This window comes from Nocardioides sp., from assembly GCF_035697785.1.
GTDB lineage: Bacteria > Actinomycetota > Actinomycetes > Propionibacteriales > Nocardioidaceae > Nocardioides_B.
In genome coordinates this window covers 1-26508 of sequence record NZ_DASSCL010000066.1, presented here as the reverse complement: position 1 = coordinate 26508, position 26508 = coordinate 1, and the positions used below count along the sequence as shown (strand labels likewise).

Genomic DNA, 26508 nt, shown 5'->3' with positions numbered 1-26508 from the left:
TCGGCCGCCGCGGCGGGCCCGACGTACTCGACTCCGAGCTCGCCCGGCTGGAGCATCTGGCCGCCCTCGCGGTGTCGATCACCCGGGCCGGCTGAGCTTCCCCGGCGGCCGATTACCACGGTCCCGTGGTAATCACCCCGTTCCCACGGCGAACTCACCGCGGGGAGCGGCAGTTCACCACGGTCCCGTGGTAATCGGCCACCTCGCTACCGTGCACGACATGACCACCCGCGCACGTCGGCCGAGCACCCAGGACCCGCGATGATCACGCTCGGGGTCACCGGGTCCACCGGACGGCTCGGCGGGCGGATCGCCAGGCTGCTGGCGGCGTCGGGGGTGGAGCAGCGGCTGCTCGTGCGCGACCCGTCCCGGGCGCCGGTCCTCGACGGGGCCACCCCCGCACGCATGTCGTACGACGACGCGGCGGCTGTCGAGGCCGCCTGCGGGGGGCTCGACGTCGTGCTGATGGTGTCCGCATCCGAGTCCGCCACCCGCCTCGACGAGCACCGGACCTTCGTGGACGCGGCCGCCCGGGCCGGCGTACGCCACCTGGTGTACGTCTCGTTCTACGGCGCGTCCGCCGACGCCACGTTCACGCTCGCCCGGGACCATCACCACACAGAGGAGCACGTGAAGGCCTCCGGGACGGCCTGGACGTTCCTGCGCGACAACCTGTACCTCGACTTCATCCCGCAGATCACCGGCCCGGACGACGTGATCCGTGGCCCGGCCGGCGACGGTCGGGTGGCGGCGGTCGCGCAGGACGACATCGCCGCCGCCGCGCACACCGTGCTGCTCGACCCCGACGCACACGCCGGTGCGACGTACTCCCTGACCGGCCCGGAGGCGCTCACCCTCGACGACGTGGCCGCGGTGCTGTCGCGCGAGACCGGGCGCGACGTCGTCTACCACCGGGAGACGCTCGACGAGGCGTACGCGTCGCGGACGTCCTACGGCGCGCCCGACTGGCAGGTCGACGCGTGGGTCAGCACCTACACCGCGATCGCCGCCGGCGAGCTGGCCGGTGTCACGGACGACGTCGAGCGCCTGACCGGACGGCGGCCGCGCTCGCTCGCCGAGGTGCTACGCGCCGTCGACTAGAGCGGCTCGGCCAGGAAGACCGGGATCTCCCGCTCGGTGCGGCGCTGGTAGTCGGCGTAGTTGGAGAACGCCTCCACCGACCGGTCCCACCACAGCCGTCGCTCGTCGCCGGTGAGGAGCCGCACCTGCATGTCCTGCCGGTGCGGGCCGTCCTGCAGCTCGATCTTCGGGTGCGCGAGGAGGTTGTGGTACCAGGTCGGGTGCTTCGGGGCGCCGCCCTGCGACGCCACGAGCGCGTAGCGGCCGTCGTGCTCGACACGCATCACCGGCGTCTTGCGGAGCTTCCCGCTGCGTGCGCCCACCGAGGTGATCACCACGACTGGCAGTCCGGTGTCGCGCAGGGTGGTCGCCTCCGTACCGCCCGAGCGCTCGTAGGCCTCGACCTGGTCGCGGACCCACTGTGCCGGACTGGGTTCGTACTCTCCGATGAGGGGCATACCTGCACAAACACCGTGCGCGGCCGGCTTGTTCCTCGCTAACGTCACCGTCATGACCGAGCACATGACGATGAACCGGGTGATCCACAACGCGGTACGGCGGGACATCGACCGGCTCGACGCGGCTCTGGCCGTGGCACCGGACGGCGACACCGACCGCGCCGGTCAGCTGCAGCGGGCCTACGCCCAGCTGCACGCCCAGCTCAAGCACCACCACGAGCAGGAGGACGAGTTCGTGTTCCCCACGCTGCTGCGGCTGGGCATCGACGAGACGCTGGTCGGCGAGATGGACGGTGAGCACCACGCGATGGCCGAGGCGCTCGACGAGACGGCCGCCACCATGCAGACCTACGGCGCCAGTGCCTCGGCCGCGGACGCGGCCGCCGCGCGCGACAGCCTGGCGACCACCAAGAAGGTCGTGGAGCGGCACCTCACCCACGAGGAGTCCGAGCTCGAGCCCCTGATGGCGCCGCACATGGAGAGCGAGGACTGGAAGAAGACGGAGAAGGAGCTGCGCAAGGGCCCGATCCGCGACACCGGCGTCTTCTTCGCCTGGTTGACCGACGGGATGGACCCGGTCAGCCGCGACTACCTCAAGAGCACCGTGCCCGGGCCGGTCGTGAAGGTGCTGTCGAAGGTCTTCGGGCGCAGCTACCACCGCGACATCGCCCCGGTCTGGCGCTAGCCGACCGCCGCCTCGTCAGACGTCAGTTCGCCACGGCGTACTCACGCTCTGACAGCCGGGCGAGCTGGCGCACCACTGCGCGCGCGGCGGCGTGGCCGGCCCGGTTGGCCCCGATCGTGCTGGCCGACGGGCCATAGCCGACGAAGTGCACGCGCCCGTCGCGCGCGGCGGTCGTGAACGTGTGACGGTCGAACGGCGCCAGCAGCGGCACGCCGCCGCGAGGGCCGCGCAGCCGCAGCGGCGCGAGATGTGACACCGCGGGCCGGAAGCCGGTCGCCCAGACGATCACGTCGGCGGCGGCGAACGACCCGTCGGCCCACCGCACCCCGTCGGGCTCCACCCGGGCGAACATCGGACGCCGCCGGTAGGCGCCGAGCTCGGCCGCGACCCGCTCCTGGGGCCGCAGCATCAGCCCGGTCACCCCGACCACACTCTGCGGGGGCAGCCCCCGCGCAACGCGGTCCTCGACCAGCGCCACCGCGGCCCGGCCGGCCGCCTCGTCGAACGGCTCGCTCCGCCAGACCGGTTCGCGCCGGGTCACCCAGACGGTCTCGGCCACTGGTGCGAGCTCACCGAGGATCTGCACCGCGGACGCCCCACCGCCGACGACCACCACCCGCAGCCCCGCGAGGTCCTCCGGACCGGCGTAGTCGACGGTGTGCAGCTGGCGGCCGCGAAACGTCCCCATGCCCGGGTAGTGAGGGACGAACGGCGCCGTCCACGTGCCGGTGGCGTTCACGAGCGAACGGGTCACCAGCTCGCCGGAGTCGGTGCGCACCAGCAGCGGCCCCTCCGCGTCGCCGTCGAGGGGCTCGACCGAGGACACCGCCACGGGCCGGCGTACCGGGAGCTCGAAGGTCCGCTCGTACGCCTCGAAGTACGCGGGTACGACGGCATTGGCCGGGTCCGTCGGGTCGTGCTCGGGCACCGGCATCCCGGGGAGGGCGGCGATGCCGTGCACGTCGCGCATGGTCAGGGAGTCCCAGCGGTGCTGCCACGCGCCCCCGGGCCGCTCGTCGGCGTCGAGCACGAGCAGGTCGCCGGCGGCCAACCGGCGCAGGTGATAGGCCGCGGAGAGCCCGGCCTGGCCGGCCCCGATCACGACGACGTCGAACGCTTGCACGTACAACCTAACCGGGGGAGGGCCCCGGATGTTCCACGCGGGCCCGCGGAGGTCTCGACGGGCTCGACCACCGGACGGTCGCGGGCTCGACCGCCGCACGGACGGCTGCCAGTAGCCTGCCGCCATGTCCGACACCACCGCCCCCGTCTCCGAGATCTTCGACCCCGCGGTGTGGGCGGAGGTCCCCGGCTTCGAGGACCTGACCGACCTGACCTACCACCGCGCCGTCGACCACGGCACGGTGCGGATCGCGTTCGACCGGCCGGAGGTGCGCAACGCGTTCCGCCCGCACACGGTCGACGAGCTGCTGCGGGTGCTCGAGCATGCCCGGATCAGCAGCGACGTCGGTTGCGTGCTGCTCACCGGCAACGGTCCTTCGCCCAGGGATGGTGGCTGGGCGTTCTGCTCCGGCGGCGACCAGCGGATCCGGGGGCGCGCGGGGTATCAGTACGCGGAGGGTGAGACGGCCGAGACGGTCGACAAGGCGAAGCTCGGCCGGCTGCACATCCTGGAGTGCCAGCGGCTGATCCGGTTCATGCCCAAGATCGTGATCTGCGTGGTGCCGGGCTGGGCCGCGGGCGGCGGGCACTCGCTGCACGTCGTCTCGGACCTGACCCTCGCCTCGCGCGAGCACGCCCGGTTCAAGCAGACCGACGCCGACGTCGGCTCCTTCGACGGTGGTTTCGGATCGGCGTACCTCGCCCGCCAGGTCGGGCAGAAGTTCGCCCGCGAGATCTTCTTCCTCGGCGACGACTACACCGCCGAGGACGCGCACCGGATGGGCATGGTCAACGCCGTCGTCGACCACGCCGACCTGGAGACGGTGGCGCTGGAGTGGGGCCGCAAGATCAACGGGAAGTCGCCGACGGCGCAGCGGATGCTGAAGTACTCCTTCAACCTGATCGACGACGGCCTCGTCGGACAGCAGCTGTTCGCCGGCGAGACCACCCGGTTGGCCTACATGACCGACGAGGCCGTCGAGGGCCGCGACTCCTTCCTGGAGAAGCGCGAGCCGGACTGGTCTGCGTTCCCCTGGTACTACTGAGCGCCCCATGACCCGCTGGGACAGGCTGACCGGAGGAGCGAGCGGCGAGGAGTACGCCGCCCGCTTCGCCGCACTCGCGGCGCGAGGCGAGGACGTGCACGGCGAGGCGACGTTCGTCGACGGGCTCGTCGTGCCGGGCTCCCGCGTGCTCGACGCCGGCTGCGGGACCGGCCGGGTCGCGTTCCGGCTCGCCGAGCTCGGCCATCACTGCGTGGGAGTCGACGTGGACGCCTCGATGCTCGCGGTGGCGCGCCGGGAGGCGCCCGGCATCACCTGGGTGCACGGTGACCTCGCCGACCTCCCCGACGAGGTTCGCCGCGACGCGCCGTACGACCTGGTCGTGCTGGCCGGCAATGTCGTGCCCCTGCTCGCGGCGGGCACGCTGTCCGCGGTCGTGGCCGGGCTCACCGACCTGCTCCGCCCGGGCGGGCTGCTCGTGGCCGGGTTCGGCCTCGACGACGCACATCTGCCGCGCGGCTGCCCGGTGACCCCGTTGGCGGAGTACGACGACGCCGCGACCGCCCTGACTCCGGTCGACCGGTTCTCCACCTGGCAGGCGGCCCCCTTCGACAAGGGGGCGGGCTACGTCGTGACGGTCCACCGGCGCTGACCCGGTCGGGTCTTGTCGCGCGGACGGCCGCGGAGAAGAGTCACGGACATGACCGACGTGGACACCGACTTCTCCGGCCTGCGCGCGACGTACATCAACTGCACCCTCAAGCGGTCGCCCGAACGCAGCCACACCCAGGGCCTGGTCGACATCAGCTCCACGATCATGCGCAAGCAGGGCGTGGACGTCGAGGTGCTGCGCGCGATCGACCACGACATCGCGACCGGCGTCTACACCGACATGACCGAGCACGGCTGGGCGAGCGACGAGTGGCCGGCCATCCACGAGCGGGTGATGGCCAGCAACATCCTGGTCCTGGCCGGCCCGATCTGGCTGGGGGACAACTCGAGCATCACCAAACGGGTCATCGAGCGGCTGTACGGCGCGTCGGGGGACCTCAACGAGGCCGGGCAGTGGGCCTACTACGGCCGCGTCGGCGGCTGCCTCATCACCGGCAACGAGGACGGCATCAAGCACTGCGCGCAGAACGTCCTGTACTCGCTCCAGCACGTCGGCTTCACGATCCCGCCGCAGGCCGATGCCGGCTGGATCGGCGAGGCCGGCCCCGGTCCGTCGTACCTCGACGAGGGCAGTGGCGGCCCAGAGAACGAGTTCACGAACCGCAACACCACGTTCATGACCTGGAACCTGATGCACCTGGCCCGGATGCTGCAGGACGCCGGCGGCATCCCGGCGTACGGCAACCAGCGGGCGGCGTGGGACGCCGGCTCGCGGTTCGGCTTCGAGAACCCGGAGAACCGCTGACCCCGGTCACCACCAGCCCTGCCGGCGCGCCCAGCGCAGCAGCAGGGTGGAGACCGTGACCATCGCCAGCAGCACGATCGCCAGCTGGACCACGTCCGTGCTGTCGTTGACGATGACGTTCATGCCGTAGACGGACGCGATCGCCGTGACCGGCAGGGTGACCGCGGCGATCACCGCCAGCCGCTCCATCGCCACGGTCATCTTCGTGTTGACCTTGGTCTGGTAGAGCTCGATGACGCCGAACAGGAACTGCGACTCGCCGTCGGCCACCGACCGCACCCGGTCGAACTGGTCGGCGAGGTCGCGGGCCAGCTCCCGGCTCTGCTCGGGCACCCACCGGTCGAGCGACCCGATACGCGCGCACACGTCGTGGGTCTGCGCGGCCATCGTGCGCGCAGTGAGCAGCTCGTGCCGGATCAGGAACATCCGCTCCAGCACGGCCTCCGGCTCGGTGAGCTGGGACTGCATGACGTGCTGCTCCAGCCCGGGCAGGCGCTCGGCCACGTCGCCGATCAGCGCGCGCTGGCTCCGTGCGACCGCGGAGGCGACGGCGTACGCGACCTCTGCCGGCGTCTTGGGGGCGAACCTGGCCTGCTCGATCCGGTGCCGCACACCGTCCGTCTCCTGGAGGGCCGCCTCGAGCGGCACCTTGGGGTTCAGGGGTCCGTGCACGGTGACCAGGTAGCGGTCGCCCACGATCAGGTCCACCTCGAGCAGGTGCACGTGGCCCGCCTCGCCCAGCAGGGGCGTGTGCATCGTGATGAACCAGTGGTCGGGGTAGCTGTGCACGGTCGGCACGTGGTTGCGGCGACTGCACGCCTCGATCACCTTCGGGTGGCAGCCCAGCCCGTGCAGGAAGGCGTCCACCTCGTCGTCCCAGACGGGTACGTCGACCCAGACGAAGCCGTCGTCCCGGCCGAGCAGTGCGACCACGTCGTCGCTCGGCCGGTCGTGCACGCCGTGGGCGTCGACGAACCGGACCTGCATGTGCTCAGCGTGTCGCTTCCCGACCGTGCCGTAAACCCGAGGACGCACGACGCCCCCCGCAGCCCGCGGCCGCGAGGGGCGTCGGACAGCGTCAGCGCTTCGAGGACTTCACCCGCGACTCGAGGATGAACAGTCCCTCCTCGATGCCGGTCACCGCGACGATGCCCTTGTCGAAGAACGGGTAGTTGCCCCAGGTGCCGGCGAACGTCGTCGCGTCGTCGGCCGGGTACACGTCGAAGAAGCCACGCTCCTTCAGCTCACCGCGGTGCACCTTGTAGGTGTCGTCGATGCGCAGCCCGGAGGTGTAGTTGCTCTTGTAGGCCAGACCTTCGTTGATGAAGATGTTGTGGTCGATTGAGGTGTTCCCGTTGTCCTCCTGGCCGATCAGCTCCGGGTTGTCGAGGTCCTGGAGGTCCCAGACGTACGTCGTGGTGGCGTCCACGGTGCCCTCGAGCTCGTCGAGCTCGTCACCGAGCAGGAAGTGCCGGTGGTCCTCGGTGAACCAGCCCTGGTGGGTGTAGGCCGACGTCTCGTACGGCGCGCGGGCCAGCATCTGCACGTCGGACTTGTCGGTCACGTCGAGGACGGTCACCGTGTCCTCGTTGGACGCCACGCAGATCTCCCTGCCCCGGTAGTCGCGGTCCGGACCGTGGTAGTCGACGCAGTGGATGTCGTGGGTGTAGCCGTCACCCCCGTAGCAGCCGGCCAGCTCCGGGCTGGCCGGCTCGGACAGGTCGTACATCAGCGGGCCACCGTCGACCTCTGCGCAGCCCGGCGCGGTGACGTCCTTCCAGGCGCCGATCACGTAGAGCGTGCCGCTGTCCTCGTTGAGCGCGATGTTGTGGGACTGACCGAGGTCGGTGATCTGCCCGTCCTGGGTCCACTCCTGGGGCTCGGTGACGCCGCGAAGCCGGGTCAGGTCGAAGATCTGCACGCCGTGCCCGGTCGCCTCGGAGCCGATGTAGGCGTGGTTGGCGTAGGTCTTGATGTCGCCCCAGATGTGCCCGTTGTTGCTCGGGTCGGGTGCCGGCGAGGGCAGGGTGCCGAGGTAGGTCGGGTCCTCGGTGTCGGTGATGTCGACGAAGGCAGTGCCCTCGAAGAGCTTGGCGAGCACGTAGTCGCGGTCGGTGCGCGGGTCGGTCCAGCCCCAGACGTCGTTGGCCCAGATCGAGTCGAACTCGCTCAGCGGCAGGAACGCCTTGAGGTCGACCTTGTGGCAGGGGAAGATCCCCGCAATGCCGTCCTCGCAGCGGACGTCTGACTGCCGCTCCTGGGGTACGCCGCCGGGACTGACGTCCTCCCTGACCAGGTCGAACCCGGCCTCCTTGCCGGTGCCGTCATGAGTGGGGTGGGCGATGGCCGACGTGGTCGTGGCCACCAGCGCCAGAGCGGCCGCCACGGCGGCCACGATGAGGTGCACAGGTCTCTTCACCCGAGACTCCTTTGTCCGAGAAAGTAAAGGAAGCCACCGACGGTATGGCGTGGATCACAGGAACGGCAAGGCATTTGCCCGTTCTGTCCCCTGTGCGTCGCTCGGGTGAGACACGGGTCTCGAATCATGGCCGGGCGTTGACCGGTGCCCTAGGTTGCCCAGGGTGAAGATCGCAGTGGCCAGGGAGACACGTGAGGGCGAGACCCGTGTCGCGATGGTGCCGGAGCTGATCGGCAAGCTGACCGCGCTGGGCTACCGGCTGGCCGTCGAGCCCGGCGCCGGCGAGGGTGCGTTGCACAGCGACGAGGAGTACGCCGGGGCCGGCGCCGAGGTGTCCGACGACGCGCTCTCGGACGCGGCTCTCGTGGTCTCGGTCGGGCCCCTCGACGCCGCGACCGTCCGATCGCTGCCGGCGGGCACGGCCACCATGTCGTTCCTCCCGGTCAACCAGAGTCTCGACCTGGTCGCCGACCTCCGCGACTGCGGCATCACGTCGTTCGCCATGGAGTTGGTGCCGCGGATCAGCCGGGCCCAGTCCATGGATGCCCTGTCCTCGCAGGCGCTGGTCGCCGGCTACCGCTCCGCGATCGTCGCGGCCGGGCTGCTGCGCAGCTTCTTCCCGTTGAACATGACGGCCGCCGGCACGGTGCCGCCCGCCCAGGTCGTGGTGCTCGGGGCGGGCGTCGCCGGGCTGCAGGCGATCGCGACGGCGAAACGGCTCGGTGCGGTGGTGAAGGCCTACGACGTGCGCGCCGCCGCCGCGGAGGAGATCCGGTCGATGGGCGCACAGTCGATCGACCTGGAGCTCGAGACGCTGGAGGGCGCAGGTGGCTACGCACGCGAGATGACCGAGGACCGGGCACAGCGGCAGCGGGAGCTGCTCGCGCCGTACATCGCCGCCGCCGACGCGCTGATCACGACCGCCGCCGTGCCCGGCCGCCAGGCGCCGATGCTGGTGACCGCCGGGATGGTCGAGCAGATGGGCCCCGGCTCGGTCGTCGTCGACCTCGCCGCGGAGAGCGGCGGCAACGTCGAGGGCTCGGTGGCGGGGCAGGTGGTGCGGATCGGCCACGCGCAGGTCTGGGGCGGCGCCAACGTGCCGGCACAGATGCCTGGCCCGGCGTCCCGGCTGTACGCGCAGAACATCGTCAACCTGGTGACGCTGATGACCGCTCAGTCCGACGAGGGCGGAACGTTCGCGCCCGACTTCGACGACGAGATCGTCGTCGGCTCGTGCGTCACCCACGACGGCACGATCCGGCACGAGCCCACCCGCGCCGCCCTCGAAGGCCCGGCGGCGCCGGAGGTCGGGCCCGGCGAGACCACTCCTGAGGAGCGCCCATGAGCGAGCCGATCGTCTGGCTGACCATCTTCGTGCTCAGCATCTTCGTCGGCATCGAGGTGATCTCCAAGGTCTCCTCGACGCTGCACACGCCGTTGATGTCGGGCGCAAACGCGATCCACGGGATCATCCTGCTCGGCGCGATCATCGTGACCGGCACGGCGGACTCCACGATCGCCGTGGCAGTCGGGCTGGTCGCGGTGGTGCTCGCGGCGGTGAACATGGTCGGCGGCTTCGTGGTCACCGACCGGATGCTGCAGATGTTCACCCGCAAGAAGCCGGCGGCCCGCGCCGAGAGCCCGGCGGGGGAGGGCCGGTGACCCCGACCTGGGTGCAGCTGGTCTACCTGCTCTGCGCGGTCTGCTTCATCCTCGCGCTGAAGGGGCTGTCCGGCCCGCGCACCGCGCGAGCGGGCAACCTGCTCGGCGCCGCGGGCGCGGTGGTGGGCTGCGCCGTCGTGTTCTTCTACCTCGACCTCGAGCACGTGCCGCAGATCCTCGGCGCGGTCGCGGTCGGCTCGGTGGCCGGGCTCGTCGGGGCCCGGCGCGTGCAGATGACCCAGATGCCGCAGATGGTGGCGCTGTTCAACGGCGTCGGCGGTGGCGCCGCGGCACTGGTGGCGCTGCTCGAGCTCGAGCACATGGTCGAGGGCGCGGGTTGGTTCGACCTCGCCGCGACCGCGTTCACGATCGTGGTGGGCTCGGTGTCGTTCTCCGGCTCGGTGATCACGTTCCTCAAGCTGCAGGAGCTGATGACCTCGCGGCCGGTGGTGTTCCCCGGCCTGCCCGTCGCGTTCGGCGGCGCCCTGGTCGGGTCGGTCGGCCTGTCCGGAGTCACGGTTGCCTCGCCCTCGATGGCGGTCGGGATCGTCCTCGGCCTGCTCGGTCTGCTGGTCGGCGTACTGCTGGTGCTCCCGGTCGGCGGCGCCGACGTGCCCATCGTCATCTCGCTGCTCAACGCGTTCACCGGCCTGACCGTCGCGGCCGGCGGCTACGTGCTGGGCAACACGTTGCTGCTGGTGGCCGGCACGCTCGTGGGCGCCTCCGGAACCTTCCTCACCAAGCTGATGGCCGCGGCGATGGGCCGTTCGGTGGTGAACATCCTGTTCGGTGCGCTGAAGGGCGGCTCCACCCTCGGTGCGGGCGAGGCGTCCGACCGGCCGGTCCGGTCCGCCGGCCCCGAGGACGTCGCGATCCTGCTCGGCTACGCCTCGAAGGTCATCGTCGTGCCCGGTTACGGGCTCGCCGTCGCGCAGGCACAGCACACCCTGCGTGAGCTCGTCGACGTGCTGGGGGCGCGTGGCACCCAGGTCGACTACGCGATCCACCCGGTCGCGGGCCGCATGCCGGGCCACATGAACGTGCTGCTCGCCGAGGCTCAGGTGCCCTACGAGCAGCTCAAGGAGATGGACGACATCAACGGCGAGTTCAAGCAGACCGACGTCGTGCTCGTCGTCGGCGCCAACGACGTGGTGAACCCGGCCGCGAAGACCACGCCGGGTGCGCCGATCTACGGGATGCCGATCCTCAACGCCGACGAGGCGCAGCAGGTGATCTTCCTGAAGCGGTCGATGCGGCCGGGCTTCGCGGGCATCGAGAACGAGCTGTTGTTCGACCCGAGGACCACCCTGCTGTTCGGCGACGCGAAGGACTCGCTGGGCAAGCTGCTCAGTGCGGTCAAGTCGCTCTGATCCGCCCGCCTCGTCGTACGACGGGCGGGGGCTGTGACGGAGCTCGCGTAACACCGAGTTACCGCTTCGCGGGTTCTGGGTAGTCTCAGCGAGTGGGAGGGACCCCGACGCACACTCAGCTGGAGGTCCTGCAAATGGTCGACAACGAAGACGAAGAGCGGATGGCGCGTCCGGACGGGCACCGTTACGACGCCCCGGAGTCGCCCGAGGAGACCCGCTCCAAGAGCTGGGACTACGCCCTGCTCGGCATCCTCGTCGCGGTCATCCTGGTGCTGATCGCCACCGGTACCGTGCCGATCTTCGACATGTGAGCATCGGTGGTCGAGCCCGTCGAGACCTGCGAGCCGATCGCGTCAGGGTCTCGACGGGCTCGACCACCGGCGGGCTCAGCCGACGATGCCGTAGAGCCGGTCGCCGGCGTCGCCGAGGCCGGGCACGATGTACCCCTTCTCGTTGAGCCGCTCGTCCATGCCCGCGGTGACCACCGTGACGGGGATGTCGAGACCGGCAAGCTCCTTCTCCAGGCGGGCGCAGCCCTCGGGAGCGGACAGCAGGCAGATCGCGGTGATGTGGTCGGCGCCGCGGTCCACCAGGAACCGGATCGCCGCCGCGAGCGTGCCGCCGGTCGCCAGCATCGGGTCCAGCACGTAGCACTGGCGTCCGCTCAGGTCGTCGGGCAGCCGCTCGGCGTACGTCGACGCCTCCAACGTCTCCTCGTTGCGCACCATGCCGAGGAACCCGACTTCGGCGGTCGGCAGCAGCCGCATCATCCCGTCGAGCATGCCGAGGCCGGCACGAAGGATCGGCACCACGAGCGGCTTCGGGCTGGCCAGCTTGACGCCCTGGGCCTCGGCGACCGGGGTGGTGACCGTGACCGTGTCGACCCGCACGTCGCCGGTTGCCTCGTAGGCCAGCAGCGTCACCAGCTCGTCGGCGAGCCCGCGGAACGTCGGTGAGTCCGTCCGCTGGTCGCGCAGCGTGGTGAGCTTGTGGGCGATCAGCGGATGGTCGGCGACGTGAATGCGCATGGGCTGAAATCTAGTGGCGGACGGATCCTGGTGCGAGGGCGGGCACTCTGACACCATCGAGGCGAAGGGTCCAACCGCCATCGAGCTACGTGAGCAGGGACCGGGAGGCCGGATGTCCGAGTTCGACGCCAACGCAGAGGGCGTGGACTTCGCTCTGGTCGCCTACCGCGAGGAGGGCGTCTGGCAGGTCCAGGAGCTCGCCCACGACACCGTCGGGGACCTCGAGAGCTTCGCCCAGGAGCTGCGCCGCTACCCCGGCGACGGGGGGTCTCTCGGGCTGGTCTCGGTCGACGAGGACTTCTTCCTGCTGGTGCGCGTGCTCGGTGCGCGCTCCAAGATCCTGCTCTCCGACATCACCGCCGCGACGGACTGGCCGATCGCCAAGGAAGCGGTGGACGAGCTCGAGCTGCCGCAGCCCGATGACGACGACGACCCCGCGCCCGCGGGCGACCTGTCGATCGTGGCCGACCTCGGGATGGGTGCGATGGACATGGGTGCGCTGCTCGACGACGTCGAGCTGTACCCGGACGAGATGCTCGCCGACATCTCGACGCGGCTGGGGTTCGGCGCGCTCTACGACCAGGCCGTCGGAGTCGCCGCGTCGTGACCCCGCAGCACAGCTGGGCCGACCCGATGCGGGAGGCCCTCGCGGAGGCGCGCGCCGCGCTCGCCACCTCCGACGTACCCATCGGGGCCGTGGTGCTCGACGCGGCCGGCGTCGTGATCGGGCGGGGACGCAACGAGCGTGAGGCGCACGCCGACCCGACCGCCCATGCCGAGGTGGTGGCGCTGCGCGAGGCCGCCGGTGTCCGCGGGGAGTGGCGCCTCGACGGCTGCACGCTCGTGGTGACGCTCGAGCCGTGCACGATGTGCGCCGGCGCGACCGTGCTGGCGCGCGTTGACCGCGTCGTGTTCGGAGCGTTCGACCCGAAGGCCGGAGCCGTGGGCTCGCTGTGGGACGTGGTGCGCGACCGGCGGCTCAACCACCGGCCCGAGGTGGTCAGCGGCGTGCTCGCCGACGAGTCCGAGGCGCTGCTGCTGGAGTTCTTCGCGACCCACCGGTCCCCGGGCGAGGACTGAGATGGGTGGCTTGGGCTGATTTCGGGAGTCCCCCGGAGGTCCGGTACCCTCGTCGGCGGTGGCGTGTCCGAGCGGCCTAAGGAGAACGCCTCGAAAGCGTTTGTGGGCGCAAGTCCACCGAGGGTTCAAATCCCTCCGCCACCGCCAGCCATGTGATGTCTCAGGACATCGGCGACACCCGGACCCGGAAGCGGGTCCGGGTGTCGTCATCTCGGGTTGCGTGCCGGTTGTACGACGGGGCGACTGGTGGCAACCGGGAGCGTGTTCGCCGTGGCACCCCCGGCTTTGCGGCGGTCCGGATCGTGTCCCAGCACGATGAGCACCAGCGCGCCACCCTCTCGGGACCGGCCGGCTCGGACCAGCCCGTCGCGGGCGGTCACGATCTCGCGCACGATGCCCAGGCCGTAGCCGGTCTGGCCCCCGGGTCCGCTCGCCCCGACGTCGAGGCCGGGGCCCGCGTCCAGCCGGTGTCGGTCGTTCAGCAGGGCGGTCTGTTCGCGGGTGAAGCCGGGGCCTGAGTCGGCCACCCCGAGCCAGACACCGGTGGCGTCGTCGGTGCGGCAGAACACGCGGATCGTCTGTCCGGCTTCGGTGTACCGCACGGCGTTCTCGATCAGGGTGTCCAGGCAGACCCGTAGTCTCTCGTGAGATCCAACGACGTACGCCGTCGCTGTCTCGGTCCGCCATTCCCTCTCCGCGACCGTTGCCCAGCGGGTGACGGTTTCGTCGACGAGTCCGTTCAGGTCGACCGCGTCCTGCGGCGTCGGATCCTCGAGCCGGATCATCCTCAGCAGCCGGTCGCCGGCGCGCCAGAGCCGTCCGAGCTCGTCACGCACCACGTGGAGGTCCTCGCGATGGTCGTCCCGGTCCTCGCGCGCCAGCAGCAGGTCGACGTAGCCCGCGGCGATCGCCAGCGGTGTGCGCATCTCGTGAGAGGTCAGCCGCGCCAGGCGCTCTCGCTCCTTGGCTGTGGCGACCTGGCCGTCGGCGACCCGGGTGACCTCGGCGAGAGCCGCGAGCCTCCTGCGCACGTGCCACATCACCAGCACCGCCATGGCCAGCATCAGGACGATCTCGGTGGTCTCCTCCCAAGCGATGACCCCCGCCCTGGCTCGGAGCACCAAGATCACGCCGGAGGCCACGGCCACCGTGCCGAGAGCGAGACAAGTGGGCCGCACGGGCCATGCCTCGAATCCGTAGGCGAGCGCGAAGCCGATCCAGATCAGGTGGAAGGGGATCACTTCATCCCCGGGCGCGATCCACATCCAGCCCAGGCAGATGAGCGTGAGCGCCAGCCACGGCCAGAACAGGGAGTAGCGCGACACTCGGGCAGGCGACGCGACAGATCGGGCGGCCATGGTCATCGTCAGTCCTCCGTGTAGCAGTAGCCCACGGAGCGGACGGTCTCGATCGGCACCTCGGGGAGCTTGTTGCGCAGCCGGCGCACGCACACCTCCACCAGATTGGTCCCGGGCTCGAAGTCGATCCCCCACACGTCGTGCAGCAGCTCTTGGCGGCGACAGACCCGGCCGTGGCGGCGCATCAGGTGCGCCAGCAGCTCGAACTCCCGCTCGCTGAGCGCCACCTCCTCGCCACGCCAGAAGGCCCGGCGCCGGTCGAGGTCGAGTCGCACGCCCCCGTGATGGAGGTATCGGGTGTCGAGCGGAGCCGCCGGGCGGCTCGCCAGGCTGCGGCGTACGCGGGCCACGAGCTCGGCGGTGTGGAACGGCTTCGGGACGAAGTCCACCGCACCCAGGTCGAGCGCGTCGACGCGCGCGGCGACCTCGGGTACGGCGGAGAGCACGATGACCGGGGCGGTGAAGCCGCGGTCGCGTAGTCGGGACAGCACCTGGAACCCGTTGGCTCCGGGCATGACCAGGTCGAGCAGGACCAGGTCCACGTGGTCGTCGGCCAGCAGCTCCAGCGCGGTCTCGCCGTCGGGGGCAGCCTGGGTGACGTGTCCCTCGGCCGCGAGCAGGCGGCACAGCATGGTTCGCATGCGTTCCTGGTCGTCGACCACCATCACTGTGCTCATCATTACTCCTTGCTTCGAGTCCACACGGCCGCGCACGGCGGCGGAAGGGCCTTTCGGTCCTTCCGCCGCCCCTCTCTCCGCCGCGCGAGGCCGGGGGTCACCTCACGGGGCCGGAGGCACTGGTGGTCCTGGTGTCCAGGCGGAGGAGCCGAGACCGTTGACGGCGCTCACGCGGACGTACCACGTCTGGCGCGCGATGGTGCCGGTCGTGAACGAGCTGACGCCGGCGACGACCGTGCTGGTGCTCGCGATGGTCGCGAACCCCGGGTCGGCGCTGCGCTGGACGGTGTAGCCGGTAACCCCGGTGACGGGTGACCAGGTGACGGTCACCCGCTCGTTGCCACCCTGCCGCACCGCCGTCGCCGTCACGTTCGCCGGAGCCTCCGGCACCGCCACGGAGACCTGGACCGGGCCCGCCGCGGCCGACGAGCCGGCGACGTTCTCCGCCGCCACGCGGTAGCTGTACGTCGACCCGAGCGTGACGCCGGTGTCGGCGAAGGACACGTTGCCCGTGCCGGAGCGGGCGGGCACCGTGGCGATCCGCTGGTACGTCGTACCGCCGTCGCCGGACCGCTCGAGTGCGAACCCGGTCTCGTTGCCGGCGTTGTCGCGCCAGGTGAGGGCGACCCGCGGACCGGCCTGCACCGTCGCGGACAGCTGCGTGGGTGCTGCCGGTGTGTTCACCCCCAGCTCCTGCGACGTGGCGCGCACGGCCATGGTCGGGAATCCCGACCCGTAGCCGACGGCGTTCACCGCGACGACCCGGTAGCGGTACGGCGTCGACGCGTTCGACGTCGAGTCCACGAACGCCTTCGCACCGTGGGTGTTGGCCTGGTCGAGCGGGGAGGTCACGGTGCCCACGTCCGTCCACGAGGTCCCGTTGGCCGTCCGCTGCACGACGAACGACGTCTCGGTGATCGAGTTGTCGTTCCAGGTCAGCCGCACCCGCCGGTTGCTGCCGTTCCCGACCAGGGTGTAGCCGAGCCCGTCCGGCTTCACCGGCGGCAGCGCGAGGCTCACCGGACGCATCATGTCCATCTCCTCGTGGGACAGGATGTGGCAGTGGAACACGTACTCCCAGCCGAAGTTGACCAGCCGGTTGGCGACGGCCGCGGTGGGGTCGCCCTGCGGGTCGGTGCTGTTGAACCCCGCCGTTGACCCGATGGGGTCCATCGGGCTCAGCGGCCGCACCGAGTTCGGCACCTCGAACGGCACCTTCGGGATGATCGGGCGCAGCGCCACGATCGTGTCCTCCAGGGGGCTCATCCGCACCGTGTCCTTCCAGCCGAGCTCGTTCGGGTCCGGAGGCTTGACGATGTTGTCCCACGTCACCCGGTTGAGCACCTGCACGTCGTAGAGGTGGAAGTGGATCGGGTGCGTGTCCACCCCGTTGTGCGTGAAGCGCCAGATCTGGGAGCCGTCCTTCGTGTCACTGATGGGGGTGACCTTCACGTCGGCGGTCGGCAGGTTGGTGCCGTCGATCAACTCCGTCTGCGGGTTGACGTACGGGTAGAGCGTGACGTTCTGCAGACCCGGCGTCGGTGGCTGGGCCTCGATCCCGAGGTTGGCCTGCATCCGCCCGAACTCGTCGAAGGTCGAGGAGTTCATCTCGTCGTGGATCGCCTTCGGCTCCATCTGCATGGAGACCTTGGCGGCCTGCGAGCGCAACGTGTTGAAGCCGAAGGTTCCGGTGTTGTTCACCCGGACCAGGCCGTCGCACTTCTGCACGTTGGTGTTGGCGACGTTGCAGTTGCTGCTGGCCGCGAAGGACGAGCCGTACGCCGAGTTGTAGGCCGCCTGGCCGACGATCACCGGGTGCTGGCCCGACTCGAAGACCCCGGAGCCGTTCGCCTTGTGGGAGAACGCCGAGCGCAGCTTGGCCAGGTCGAACGCGGGTGCCGGAGCGGTGTCGGCGATCTTCACCTGCATGACCGTGCGGGTGTTGGGCCCGTAGCCGGCCAGGGGTGTGGGCGCACCGACCGGGCTGAGGTCCGGTGCTCCGGTGTAGTAGTCGTAGGACGGGACGCGTGCCGGGAAGGCTGCCGGGGCGTCGTTGTAGAGGATCAGTGTCTCGCCGGCGAACTCGGAGAAGTCCACGACGACGTCCGCCCGTTCCGCCGGCGCGAGCAGCAGCGAGTGCTGGTCGACGTTGCCGACGTCGAACCGGGTCGGGTCCTTGATCCAGGTGGTCGGCTGCTGGCCGTCGATCACCGTCGGGGCGGGCAGGAAACCGCCCTCGCTGGCGATCTGGACCCAGTCGGGGCCGTAGGCGTCGTCGTTGCTGCCCACCGGGGTCGGAGACACCGTCGGGTCGGTCTGGGCCGCCGCGACCTCACCGGGCTTCAGTGCGACCTCGGTGGTGCCGTCGCCCTGGCTGGGGTCGGCGGTGTACCACTGGAAGTTGAAGAACCGGTCGTTGGCCGCGTTGAGCAGCCGCATCCGGTAGCTCTTCGGCTGCAGCGTCGTGGTGGGGTAGGCGACCCCGTTGACGATGGGGGTGTCGTTGAACTGCTCCATCCCGGCCGACACGTTGGGCGTACCCGGGATCTGCTCCGGCTCGCAGAACGGGTCGGTCTGGTACTGCCAGGTGGACGGGTCGTCGAGCTGGCAGGCCGGGTCGTAGTACGGGTTGGGGATCGGCCCGTGCTTGGTGCCGGAGGCCGGTGGCCAGAACCACGGGCCGTACATCCACCGACCGTAGGCGCTCATACCTGAGGGGTCGCCCGGGTTCTGGGCCGGCATGTAGACGTGGTGGTACCAGAAGCTCCCCTTCCTGCCCCAGCGATCGACGTCCCACGTCGGGTCCTGCAGCTTGAGGGTCGCCTCGTCGGGGGTGAAGGTGCGGTCCTGCACGATCAGCGGGAGCGTGTCCGCCTCGCCGGGGATGGTGCCGCTGGTGACGAGCGCCTTCTCCGTGTCGTCGGTGATCTGGTAGCCGGCCGCCTCGCCGGCGTACACGTTGAGCCGGGTGATGCCCCACGAGTGGTCGTGGTAGAACATCATCCGCGCGCTCTGCTGGTTGGTGTAGTAGAAGGTCGAGCAGCCGTCGTCGTCGGCGGCGCAGACCTCGGCACCGCTGCCGTCCGTCATGTCGGGCACGTTGCGGGTGCTGACGCCCTGCGGCCACGGGGTGTCCTCGTTCGCCGGGGTGATCCACTGGTGCGGAGTGCCGTCGCTGATCCACGGCGTGATCCCGCCGTGCAGGTGCAGCGTGGCCCGGTTGTCCTTGAAGCACATGTCGGACTTCGGGTAGCCGGTGCAGGTCGGGTTGCGGACGCCGTCCATCACGGTGCCTTCGTCGGTCGGGGCCGGCATGTCCATCGGCCCCATGCCCGAGCCCATCATCGTGCTGTCGGTCGGCAGGAACAGGTCACCGTCGGCGCCGGTGGGCAGCAGGTTGCGGAAGACGATCCGCACCGGCCGGTCCTTGGTGGCGGCGATGATCGGGCCGAGCCACTGCGGGGAGGCGACGCCGGTGTAGCCGGTGATCGGTTGCCTGGTCCCGTCGAGGAGCTCGTTGTAGAGCGGCACCTGGCGGCCGGGCAGGTCGGGGGTGGACAGCTGGACGTAGCCGCGGACCAGGGTCGCCGGCAGGTCGCTGGAGAACTTGGTGCGGTACTGGACCAGGCCAATGACGTACTCGTCGGCCTCCTTGCCGTTGTAGGTCTTGGCCTCCGGGACGGCGGTCGGGATGAACTTGCTGTCCGGTCCCATCGCCGGGCTGTCCGGCGCGAGCGGGCAGCCGGTGCCGTCGGTGCCGGGGTTGCAGGTGGTCGGCAGCTGGTCCTGGAACTTCTTGATCCCGGGAGACAGGTACCCGTCACCGGGGCTGTCGACTGTGATGCCGCTGATCGACCCCGCGTCGGTTACGGCCGTGACCGCGGCGCCCGAACCGCTGCCGGTCGGGTCGGTGACCTCGACGGTGGGCGCGCTCGTGTAGCCGGTGCCGGGGTCGGTGACGGTGGCGCCGACCAGCCGGAGGTCCGCGGTGGCCGTGGCGGGGGTGGAACCGCTGATCGGGTCGAAGATCGTGCCGTCGCGCACGGTGACGCCGGGTGCGCTGCTGTAGCCGGACCCGGGGTCGTCGACCACGATGTCGGTGATCACGCCGTCGGCGTTCATGCCGTCGATGTCGTCGCCGCTGGCGATCATCGGCACGTGCGCCTTCGCGATGGTGCCGGCCGGGTCGTCGGGCAGGTCGAAGTCGATGGTCGGCATCGTGTAGCCGCTGCCGCCGTCGGAGAGCTGGACGGCGCCCACGCCGCCGGAAGCGGTGGCGGTCGCCCCGCTGCCGCCGCCGCCGGTGATGGCGAGGTCGAGCCCGCCGTAGCCGCTGCCGCCGCTGTCCACGGTGAGAGCGACGACGGCGCCGGCGGGGTTGACCTGCGCCGTGGCGGCGGCCGCGGTGCCGGTGCTGCCGGCGACGGTCACGGTCGTGGTCGCGTCGTAGTCATGGCCGGGCGAGGTCACGTTGATCGACGCGATCCCGCCGGTGGTCGGGTCGACCTGGGCCACGGCCTCCGCTCCCTGGCCCGTTCCGGCGATGTCCACCGCAGCGGTCGAGAGGGTGAAAGGGCTGTTGGCCCAGTTCGGGTACGGGCCGAAGTAATGCGGCACCGAGCTCTGGTCCGTGGGCGACTCCGGCGGGCTGACCGCGAGCGCCGGTGCCGGTGCCGCGACCATCAAGGTCGCGTTGGCGACCAACCCCGATGCGACCAGTGCCGTAGCCCCCACGAGCGCCGTCAGTCGGCGCGGGATCCGCTTCGTACTCATCCTCATGGTGATTCCTCCCCGGTCGGGTGTTGCCGCTCGGCAGCGGCCACCCTGGACGCCCCGGCGGCGCCCGTCACCCGTTCAGTCAGCACCGACCGGGCCGCAGCCACCGCCTCTATGAGCGAGCGCTCACGGGGCTGTCACGTCTCGGTCATGAGCAGCACGCCGCTCCGGCGGCGCGGCTGTGGCCGGTCCGTCGACGAGACGGACCGGCCACTCAGATGCGGACTTCGCGTCAGCCGATGCGATAGGGCTGCATCATGTCGTTGTCCTCGTGCTCGAGGATGTGGCAGTGGAAGACGTAGGTCCCCGCGAAGCGCTGCACCGCGACGCCCGGGGCATCACCGGTGAACGGGGCCGGCACTCCCGCCGCCGTCCCGCCGAAGGGCACGACGATCCGGGTGACCATTCCGGGCGGGGCCATCACCACGTCCTTCCAGCCCCGCTCGCCGGGGGCCGGATTCCGAGCTTTCCCCTGCAGGAAGTCTTGCGGGGAGAGCCCCGGCCACGGACCTCGCCCGGCGGCTGCAGGGTCGGGAAGCTGGCTGTCGGGAGGGAGCGCGGCGTTCACGGCAGACGTGTAGGCGTCGACGTCGAAGCCCTGCCGGTCGAGCACCCGGAACTGCGTCATGTGCAGATGGATCGGGTGCGCGTCACCGGTGGCGTTCACGATCTCCCACGTCTCGACACTGTTGAGCGCGGGGTTCTCGATCTCGCTGATGCGCGGGGTGCCGTCCGTGTCGGCGTAGAACTGGTTGTTGATGTGCCCGTGCACCGGTTCGTCGACCGAGGGGTCGGCGATCTCGTTGAGCATGATCGAGCGAGTGCGGCTCGGCCTGAGCGTCGGCAGTGTCGGCGGTCGGTTGCGGCCACCTCGCAGGGTCCTCGGCACGTCGTTCTGCAGGCCGACCTTCGACGTCACCGTGAGCTGCATGAGGTCGTGCAGGGGCGCCTCGTCCTCGTCCGGCGGCGCGTCCAGGGTGCCGAACGGCGAGTTCGCGTCGTTCCGCAGCACGAACCTACGGCCCGGAGTCGCCTTGCGCAGGTCCACGAGCAGGTCCATGCGCTCTGCGGGCGCGATGAGAAGCTCGGTGAGCCGCACGGGTGCGTTCAGCAGGCCGCCGTCGCCGCCGATCTGGTAAACGGTCAGCCCGGTCGGCAGCACCACGTGGTAGAACCGCGCGTTCGAGGCGTTGAGCAACCGGAACCGGTACATCCCTCGCGCCACGTCGAGGTTCGGGGTGACCTTGCCGTTGACGACGGCCACATCGCCGAAGAACTCCGGCGCCCACTGGTTGGGATAGCCGTCGGGCACGTCGGCGTTGCCGCAGAAGGGTCCGGCTGGATAGGCGAACGTGCCGTCGGCTGCGAACGTGCGATCCTGCAGGGTCAGCGGAATCTCGGCGTCTCCTGACGGCAGACCGAGCATGTTGTCCGGCTGGCCGGTGTCGAACCCGTCGCGCAGCCAGTACTGGCCGGCGAGTCCGGCGACCACCTGCAGGCGGGTCATTCCCCAGGAGTGGTCGTGGTACCAGAGTCCGGTCGCCTCCTGGTCGTTGACGTATCGGTAGGTCGTTCTCTCGCCGGGCACGACGGTGTCCGTCGGCAGTCCGTCCTGCGACGGCTCGCTGTGGGCGCCGTGCAGGTGGATCACGCCGCGCGGGGCCGAGCCGTCGGTGCCGGTCATCCCCATCAGGGTGTGGTCCATGGAGTCCGCGAGCGGGTGGGGTCCGAGCGCGTTCCTGACCACCAGTCTGGCGGGCACTCCGCGGCGGGCCTCGATCGTCGGGCCGCCGTTCCAGTCCGCGCCGGTGCTGCCCTCCGGCGCGTAGCCGGATGTCGGGGTCGGCGGTAGGTCCGCGTGGAAACGGTGTGCGCCGCTGCGCATCCGCAGCGCCGCGGTGCCTCCGTCACGGAGATCGATGCGGGCGGGCACCGTGAGCTTCTCGGTGAACTCGCTCAGCTGTGGGCTCGAGACCGGCTCCGGGCAGACCGCCTCGGTGCGCGGCGCCGTCATGGTCATGGGTCCCATCCCGACACTGGGTCCCCCGGACATCAGGCCCCCGGCCACCGCCACGGCGAGGACCGCACCCCCGGCCACGACGGTCGAGGGTCGTCGGCTCGGTCGTCCGGGCCCGGGCTCGGTCTCCGTCAGTTGTGCTGTCGCATGCTCGTGCATTGCCCCTCCTTGTCCGCCGACGCTCGGTCGCGCTCCCGCGGACGGCGTCGAAACACCCCCTGCCAACGTCCAACCACGGCGCGGCGAGCGCAGATGAACGGGAGGCCCGTCACGTGGCGGTCACGTGGCTGTCACGAACTCCGCTGGACGATTGGGGCGTCGACGTACCAATGGCGCGAGGGGTGTGTGCCACTCGTCCTCCGGCGAAAGGTCTCTCGACCCGTGCCGCCGGGGTCGCGACGAGCGACGCTGATGCCCACCACCACCGAACGATCGGGGGACACGTGATGCCGTTGAACCATGCCGCCCCACCGTCCTGTGAGGTGTGTCTGTTCTGGCTCCCGCTGGGAGCCGACGGCAACCCGGCAGTGCGCTGGGGCGGCCGAGCGTACGAGGCGATCGCCGCCCGGCTGGAGGGTCGCGATCGTCTCAGGCTGTTCCACTCCGCCCTCCTGGTCCGCCTCGGCGGAACGAGCTTCGTGGTGGAGATGGCCCCGGCCTGGGGTGCGCCCGCCGCTGAGCGAGGCGTCGTCGGGGAGGGCGCCGTGGGCCTCGCGCTCCTGGGCCGCTCGCGCCTCTTCCGGTACGAGATCCGTCGTTGGCGCGACGGAGTGATCGCGGACGCGGACCAGGCGGTGAACTCGCCGAGCGACCTGAACGCCACCGACGGGCAGGCGCGCGCGTTGTTGGCCCTGGTCCCGCGATGCCCCACCCCCGTGTGGGGGAGGGACGAGCTCGCGACCGGCGACATGTGGAACTCGAACTCCCTCGTCGCCTGGCTGCTCACGCACGTCGGGCTCCACGGTGACGAGATCGCACCGCCGGTGCACGGCCGAGCGCCTGGGTGGGACGCCGGCGTCCGGGTCGCGCAGCGACAGATGGAGCGAAACGGCGCGTTGACAGCATCGGAGGTATCTCCGTGGCCATGAGGCGGGCCGCGCGCGCGGCCGTGATGCTCGCGGTCGGCGGATACGCCTGTCTCCAGTGGCTGGGGCGAACCTACGGCTCGACGCATCGGGAACGGGGACTGCCCATGCCAGGAGATGGTCTGGTCCGCTGCCCGCAGACGGTGGCGAACCACGCGGTCACGATCCCGGCACCTCCAGGCCGGGTCTGGCCCTGGCTCGTCCAGATGGGCTGGCGCCGGGGCGGCTGGTACACCGCTCGGTGGGTGGATGTGCTGATGTTCCCGGCCAACGCGCCGAGCGCGGACCGCGTCCTTGCGGAGTGCCAGCGCCTCGAGGTCGGCGACTTCATCCCCGACGGACCGCCGGAGACCGAGTGCGGGTTCGTCGTCCGTGAGGTCCGACCGGGAGCCCACCTGGTGCTGTACTCCACCAGCCATCTGCCCCGGACCTGGCGCACCCGCGGCCTGGCCGAGATCGCGTGGACCTGGACCTTCCAGCTGTCGCCGGTCGACACCCGATCCGGTCCGGGGACCCGTCTGGTGTTCCGGTGGCGTGCGCGCACCTCACCGTGGTGGTTGACCGTCGGAGCGAACACGATCCTGGTCCCCGCGGACTTCGTCATGTCCCGCGACATGTTGCGAGGTCTGCGGGTCCGGAGCTCTCCAGCCGGCACCGGATGAGGGCGGGGCCGTCCTTCCGTCAGGCGGTGAGGTCGAAGACGAGGCGTGCAGGCACGGTCCCGGCCAGGACCTCCTCGAAGCAGTCGTTGACCTCCTCCAGTCGACGCGATCGGGCGACGACCTTGGTGCGCCCCTGCGCGTGCAGAGCGAAGCACTCGGCCAGGTCGTTGCGGGTGCCCACCAACGAACCGATCACCGAGATCCCCTTGAGGACCGTCTCGAAAACGGGCAGCTGGAGGGTGTTGTCGGCGGGGAGCCCCACGATCACCAAGCGTCCGTTGGGGTTCAGGGACGCGTGCGCGGCGTGCATGGCCGCCGGCGAGGGGACCGTGACCACGGCCAGGTCGACGCCACCGAGCCGTGCCAGGTTCGCCGCCTGGTCGCCACGTGCGTCCACGACGTGGTCGGCACCGAGCTGCTTGGCGAGGTCGAGCTTCTCGTCCTCGACGTCGACCGCGACGGTGGTCGTCCCGAAGATCCGTGCGTACTGCAGGGCCAGGTGGCCGAGCCCGCCGATCCCTACGATCATGGCGGTCTCCGTCGGCTGGGGGCGAGCGACCTTGAGCGCCTTGTAGGTCGTGACCCCTGCGCACGTGAGGGGTGCGGCGTCGAAGGACGAGACCCCGTCGGGGACTCGGACCACGTGGCTGGCGTAGCCGACGGCGTACTCGGCATAGCTGCCGTCCATCGTGTAACCGGTGTACTGGGGGGCCGTGCAGTAGGTCTCCCACCCACCCACGCAGTAGCGGCACGTGCCGCACGCCCGCCCGAGCCACGGCAGGGCCACGCGCTGCCCGACCATGACCGGGTCGACGTCGGCACCGGCCTTGACGACGCGGCCGACTCCCTCGTGCCCGGGAATCAACGGGATCATCGGTTTCACGGGCCACTCACCTCGTGCTGCATGGATGTCGGTGTGGCACAGGCCGCTTGCCTCGATCCGTACGAGGACCTGGCCCGGGCCCGGCTCCGGTACGGGGACGTCCCGGATCTCCAGCGGTGCCCCGATGGCAGGTACGACTGCAGCTCTCATGGCGATTCCTCTCCTCGGTATGGCTCTCCTCCCAGCCAAGCCGCAGGGTCTGTTCCTCACGAGACGCGAAGGTCATCGACGGTGCGGGCCGAAGGTCCCCCGCCCCGACACCGCACGGCTCTGGGCGCGCAGTCGACGTGGCAGGAGGGTGGAGTCGTGGCGACAACGCAGGCGAGAGCCGTTGAGACCGACCGGGTAGGCGCGGTGGGTCGGCGCGTGGTCGGCGGCTTCTACCTCTCGATGGGGGGCGTGCACCTCGGCATCGTCGCCGCCGACCCGAACACCTACGCGGGCTTCGCGGACGCGGGACTCTTCGGCTTCGTTCGTCAGGGCTGGAGTCAGGTGTTCATGGCCGATCCCGCGCTCTGGGGCGCCTGTCTCTTCGTGGGCGAGACTGTCCTCGGGATCGCGCTGCTGGCTGGTGGTCGGGCGGCGCGGCTGGGTTGGTACGGCGTCATCACCTTCCACGTCCTGCTGATGCTGTTCGGCTTCTGGGTCTGGCTGTGGAGCCTTCCGGCGATCGCCGTGCTCGTCGTCCTCGCCCGACGGGACCGCCGGAACCTCGCGCCTGCCGACCCGGGCGCGCTCATCGCTCGCTGATCGTCCCGAGGACCGGCTTCAGGTCGAGGACGGGGGTCCGGTCCACCGCCTCGAGGTTGCTCACCAGGATCCGGTTGCCGTCGATCGACAGGATCGTCACCCGATGCAGGCCGATCGGGTTCGGTCGGTCCGGCGAGCGCGTGTTGAACACACCGGTCGGCGGTCGCTCGGTGTCGCCGCGGGGGTGGACGGTGAGGACGTCGCGGCTCGCCCGGTCGAGCCAGGTGAGGACCAGCACGTCGGCACCGGCCCGGAGTCCTCGGAGCCCTTCGCCCACCGCCGGGTCCAGCACCAGCCACGCTTCGGGAGCACCCTCGTCGCCCTGCCGAGGGGCGTCGGCGGGGTTCGACAGCTCGGACTCCACGCGACCGATCGGCTCGAGGACTATCGGATCTTCGATCGTGGCCTCCCTCGGCGGCGTGGAGGAAAGGGCGTCACGCGGAGACGGCCGCGCGCACCTGGTCCAGCATGGCCTGCTCGCGCTCGCTCACCTGCTGGGCGCGGAACCCCATGAAGCCGCCCTCCTTGGCGGCATCGGCCGCCGCCTGCGCGGACGTCACCAGCCACGCCGCGAACGCCGCGGCCTCTTCGGGTTCGGCCTTGGCCGAGACGAGTGCCTGGATGGAGCGCAGCTCCTCGAGCACCTGCTCACCTGCCGAGGCGCCCTCGGCGGAGGGGCGGTACCCACCGAGCGGGCTCTGCTTCCGCTGCGCCATGTCCTGGATCTCCAGGGCCACCTCGGTCAGCAGCTGCTCGCGACTCGGCGGGTTCGTGGCGCTCTTGAGCGTCGCCATGGTCTCCTTCGTGGCCTCGATGGGGCCGCCGGGGTCGGCGAGCGAGATCGCCATCCCGGCCACGAACGGTGCTCGGACGACGCGGGGCCACTCGTCCTCGGTGAAGTCACTCTTCGTCGTCACAGCCGGCTTCCCTCCGATGTCGGGTCGGACCTGGTCCCGAAAGCGTTGCGGCCACCGA

Annotated in this window: 26 protein-coding genes and 1 tRNA gene; 15 read left to right on the top strand and 12 right to left on the bottom strand. The window is 70.7% G+C overall.

Annotated features, from left to right (window positions below):
* Window positions 1-261 precede the first annotated feature (261 nt).
* On the top strand, window positions 262-1101 hold the full coding sequence (locus VFH10_RS06725) for an SDR family oxidoreductase (protein ID WP_325127210.1): 840 nt from the start codon (window positions 262-264) through the stop codon (window positions 1099-1101).
* Here the strand turns inward: VFH10_RS06725 and VFH10_RS06720 are convergent.
* A complete protein-coding gene (locus VFH10_RS06720; protein WP_325127209.1) occupies window positions 1098-1538 on the bottom strand; it encodes a nitroreductase family deazaflavin-dependent oxidoreductase in 441 nt (146 codons plus the stop codon). The genes VFH10_RS06725 and VFH10_RS06720 overlap by 4 nt on opposite strands.
* A gap of 52 nt (window positions 1539-1590) precedes the next feature.
* On the opposite strand from VFH10_RS06720, the gene VFH10_RS06715 reads away from it, so the two are divergent.
* Window positions 1591-2223 (top strand): hemerythrin domain-containing protein, encoded by a 633-nt coding sequence (locus VFH10_RS06715; RefSeq protein ID WP_325127208.1) that lies wholly within the window; start codon window positions 1591-1593, stop codon window positions 2221-2223.
* Between the two features lie 22 nt (window positions 2224-2245).
* Here the strand turns inward: VFH10_RS06715 and VFH10_RS06710 are convergent, their stop codons facing one another.
* Entirely contained in the window at window positions 2246-3346 is a 1101-nt protein-coding gene (locus VFH10_RS06710) for an FAD-dependent oxidoreductase (RefSeq protein ID WP_325127206.1), read from the bottom strand.
* 124 nt (window positions 3347-3470) lie between these two features.
* Between VFH10_RS06710 and VFH10_RS06705 the strand changes: the two genes are divergently transcribed.
* From VFH10_RS06705 to VFH10_RS06695, 3 genes are read left to right on the top strand one after another with little or no spacing between them, the layout of a single operon-like run.
* A complete protein-coding gene (locus VFH10_RS06705; protein ID WP_325127204.1) occupies window positions 3471-4391 on the top strand; it encodes a 1,4-dihydroxy-2-naphthoyl-CoA synthase in 921 nt (306 codons plus the stop codon).
* A gap of 7 nt (window positions 4392-4398) precedes the next feature.
* Window positions 4399-5001 carry a class I SAM-dependent methyltransferase gene (locus VFH10_RS06700; RefSeq protein ID WP_325127202.1) on the top strand — a complete coding sequence of 201 codons (603 nt, stop codon included), beginning with the start codon at window positions 4399-4401 and terminating at the stop codon, window positions 4999-5001.
* A gap of 48 nt (window positions 5002-5049) precedes the next feature.
* A complete protein-coding gene (locus tag VFH10_RS06695) occupies window positions 5050-5766 on the top strand; it encodes a flavodoxin family protein (protein WP_325127201.1) in 717 nt (238 codons plus the stop codon).
* 6 nt (window positions 5767-5772) lie between these two features.
* Here VFH10_RS06695 and VFH10_RS06690 read toward each other — a convergent pair whose 3' ends face one another.
* Window positions 5773-6753, bottom strand: a complete 981-nt coding sequence (locus tag VFH10_RS06690; RefSeq protein ID WP_325127199.1) for a CorA family divalent cation transporter — start codon at window positions 6751-6753, stop codon at window positions 5773-5775.
* Window positions 6754-6844: 91 nt separating this feature from the next.
* Complete coding sequence (locus VFH10_RS06685) at window positions 6845-8185, bottom strand: choice-of-anchor B family protein (protein ID WP_325127197.1); 1341 nt, start codon at window positions 8183-8185, stop codon at window positions 6845-6847.
* A 163-nt stretch (window positions 8186-8348) separates the two neighbouring features.
* Here VFH10_RS06685 and VFH10_RS06680 point away from each other — a divergent pair, with 163 nt between their 5' ends.
* The 4 genes from VFH10_RS06680 (at window position 8349) to VFH10_RS06665 (ending at window position 11528) form a co-directional block, all read left to right on the top strand.
* Entirely contained in the window at window positions 8349-9530 is a 1182-nt protein-coding gene (locus VFH10_RS06680) for an NAD(P) transhydrogenase subunit alpha (protein WP_325127195.1), read from the top strand.
* The gene (locus tag VFH10_RS06675; protein WP_325127193.1) at window positions 9527-9847 is read left to right on the top strand and encodes an NAD(P) transhydrogenase subunit alpha; all 321 of its coding nucleotides are present in this window, start codon (window positions 9527-9529) and stop codon (window positions 9845-9847) included. Before VFH10_RS06680 ends, VFH10_RS06675 begins: the two co-directional genes overlap by 4 nt.
* Complete coding sequence (locus tag VFH10_RS06670; protein WP_325127191.1) at window positions 9844-11217, top strand: NAD(P)(+) transhydrogenase (Re/Si-specific) subunit beta; 1374 nt, start codon at window positions 9844-9846, stop codon at window positions 11215-11217. The genes VFH10_RS06675 and VFH10_RS06670 overlap by 4 nt, the downstream gene beginning before the upstream one ends.
* A gap of 134 nt (window positions 11218-11351) precedes the next feature.
* Window positions 11352-11528, top strand: a complete 177-nt coding sequence (locus VFH10_RS06665; RefSeq protein WP_325127189.1) for a hypothetical protein — start codon at window positions 11352-11354, stop codon at window positions 11526-11528.
* Window positions 11529-11603: 75 nt separating this feature from the next.
* Here VFH10_RS06665 and upp read toward each other — a convergent pair whose 3' ends face one another.
* Window positions 11604-12245 carry a uracil phosphoribosyltransferase gene (gene upp / locus VFH10_RS06660; RefSeq protein WP_325127188.1) on the bottom strand — a complete coding sequence of 214 codons (642 nt, stop codon included), beginning with the start codon at window positions 12243-12245 and terminating at the stop codon, window positions 11604-11606.
* Between the two features lie 112 nt (window positions 12246-12357).
* Here upp and VFH10_RS06655 point away from each other — a divergent pair, with 112 nt between their 5' ends.
* From VFH10_RS06655 to VFH10_RS06645, 3 genes are all read left to right on the top strand, one after another.
* Entirely contained in the window at window positions 12358-12852 is a 495-nt protein-coding gene (locus VFH10_RS06655) for a tRNA adenosine deaminase-associated protein (protein ID WP_325127186.1), read from the top strand.
* Entirely contained in the window at window positions 12849-13325 is a 477-nt protein-coding gene (locus VFH10_RS06650) for a nucleoside deaminase (RefSeq protein WP_414689842.1), read from the top strand. Before VFH10_RS06655 ends, VFH10_RS06650 begins: the two co-directional genes overlap by 4 nt.
* A gap of 57 nt (window positions 13326-13382) precedes the next feature.
* A tRNA-Ser gene (locus VFH10_RS06645) sits at window positions 13383-13472 on the top strand.
* A 59-nt stretch (window positions 13473-13531) separates the two neighbouring features.
* Here VFH10_RS06645 and VFH10_RS06640 read toward each other — a convergent pair.
* From VFH10_RS06640 to VFH10_RS06625, 4 genes are all read right to left on the bottom strand, one after another.
* Entirely contained in the window at window positions 13532-14650 is a 1119-nt protein-coding gene (locus VFH10_RS06640) for a HAMP domain-containing sensor histidine kinase (protein WP_325127184.1), read from the bottom strand.
* A 41-nt stretch (window positions 14651-14691) separates the two neighbouring features.
* Window positions 14692-15360: a response regulator transcription factor gene (locus VFH10_RS06635; RefSeq protein ID WP_325127182.1), complete on the bottom strand. Its 669-nt coding sequence runs from the start codon at window positions 15358-15360 to the stop codon at window positions 14692-14694.
* A 102-nt stretch (window positions 15361-15462) separates the two neighbouring features.
* Entirely contained in the window at window positions 15463-20139 is a 4677-nt protein-coding gene (locus VFH10_RS06630; RefSeq protein WP_325127180.1) for a multicopper oxidase domain-containing protein, read from the bottom strand.
* A 229-nt stretch (window positions 20140-20368) separates the two neighbouring features.
* Complete coding sequence (locus tag VFH10_RS06625) at window positions 20369-22156, bottom strand: multicopper oxidase family protein (RefSeq protein WP_325127177.1); 1788 nt, start codon at window positions 22154-22156, stop codon at window positions 20369-20371.
* A gap of 479 nt (window positions 22157-22635) precedes the next feature.
* On the opposite strand from VFH10_RS06625, the gene VFH10_RS06620 reads away from it, so the two are divergent.
* Entirely contained in the window at window positions 22636-23241 is a 606-nt protein-coding gene (locus tag VFH10_RS06620) for a hypothetical protein (RefSeq protein ID WP_325127175.1), read from the top strand.
* Window positions 23238-23900: a hypothetical protein gene (locus tag VFH10_RS06615; RefSeq protein ID WP_325127173.1), complete on the top strand. Its 663-nt coding sequence runs from the start codon at window positions 23238-23240 to the stop codon at window positions 23898-23900. The genes VFH10_RS06620 and VFH10_RS06615 overlap by 4 nt, the downstream gene beginning before the upstream one ends.
* Before the next feature lie 19 nt (window positions 23901-23919).
* Here VFH10_RS06615 and VFH10_RS06610 read toward each other — a convergent pair whose 3' ends face one another.
* A complete protein-coding gene (locus VFH10_RS06610) occupies window positions 23920-24933 on the bottom strand; it encodes a zinc-dependent alcohol dehydrogenase (RefSeq protein WP_325127171.1) in 1014 nt (337 codons plus the stop codon).
* Window positions 24934-25089: 156 nt separating this feature from the next.
* Between VFH10_RS06610 and VFH10_RS06605 the strand changes: the two genes are divergently transcribed.
* Window positions 25090-25533: a hypothetical protein gene (locus VFH10_RS06605; protein WP_325127169.1), complete on the top strand. Its 444-nt coding sequence runs from the start codon at window positions 25090-25092 to the stop codon at window positions 25531-25533.
* Here the strand turns inward: VFH10_RS06605 and tsaA are convergent.
* Entirely contained in the window at window positions 25520-25921 is a 402-nt protein-coding gene (gene tsaA, locus VFH10_RS06600; RefSeq protein ID WP_325127212.1) for a tRNA (N6-threonylcarbamoyladenosine(37)-N6)-methyltransferase TrmO, read from the bottom strand. The genes VFH10_RS06605 and tsaA overlap by 14 nt on opposite strands.
* 46 nt (window positions 25922-25967) lie before the next feature.
* On the bottom strand, window positions 25968-26450 hold the full coding sequence (locus tag VFH10_RS06595) for a hypothetical protein (RefSeq protein WP_325127167.1): 483 nt from the start codon (window positions 26448-26450) through the stop codon (window positions 25968-25970).
* Window positions 26451-26508 lie beyond the last annotated feature (58 nt).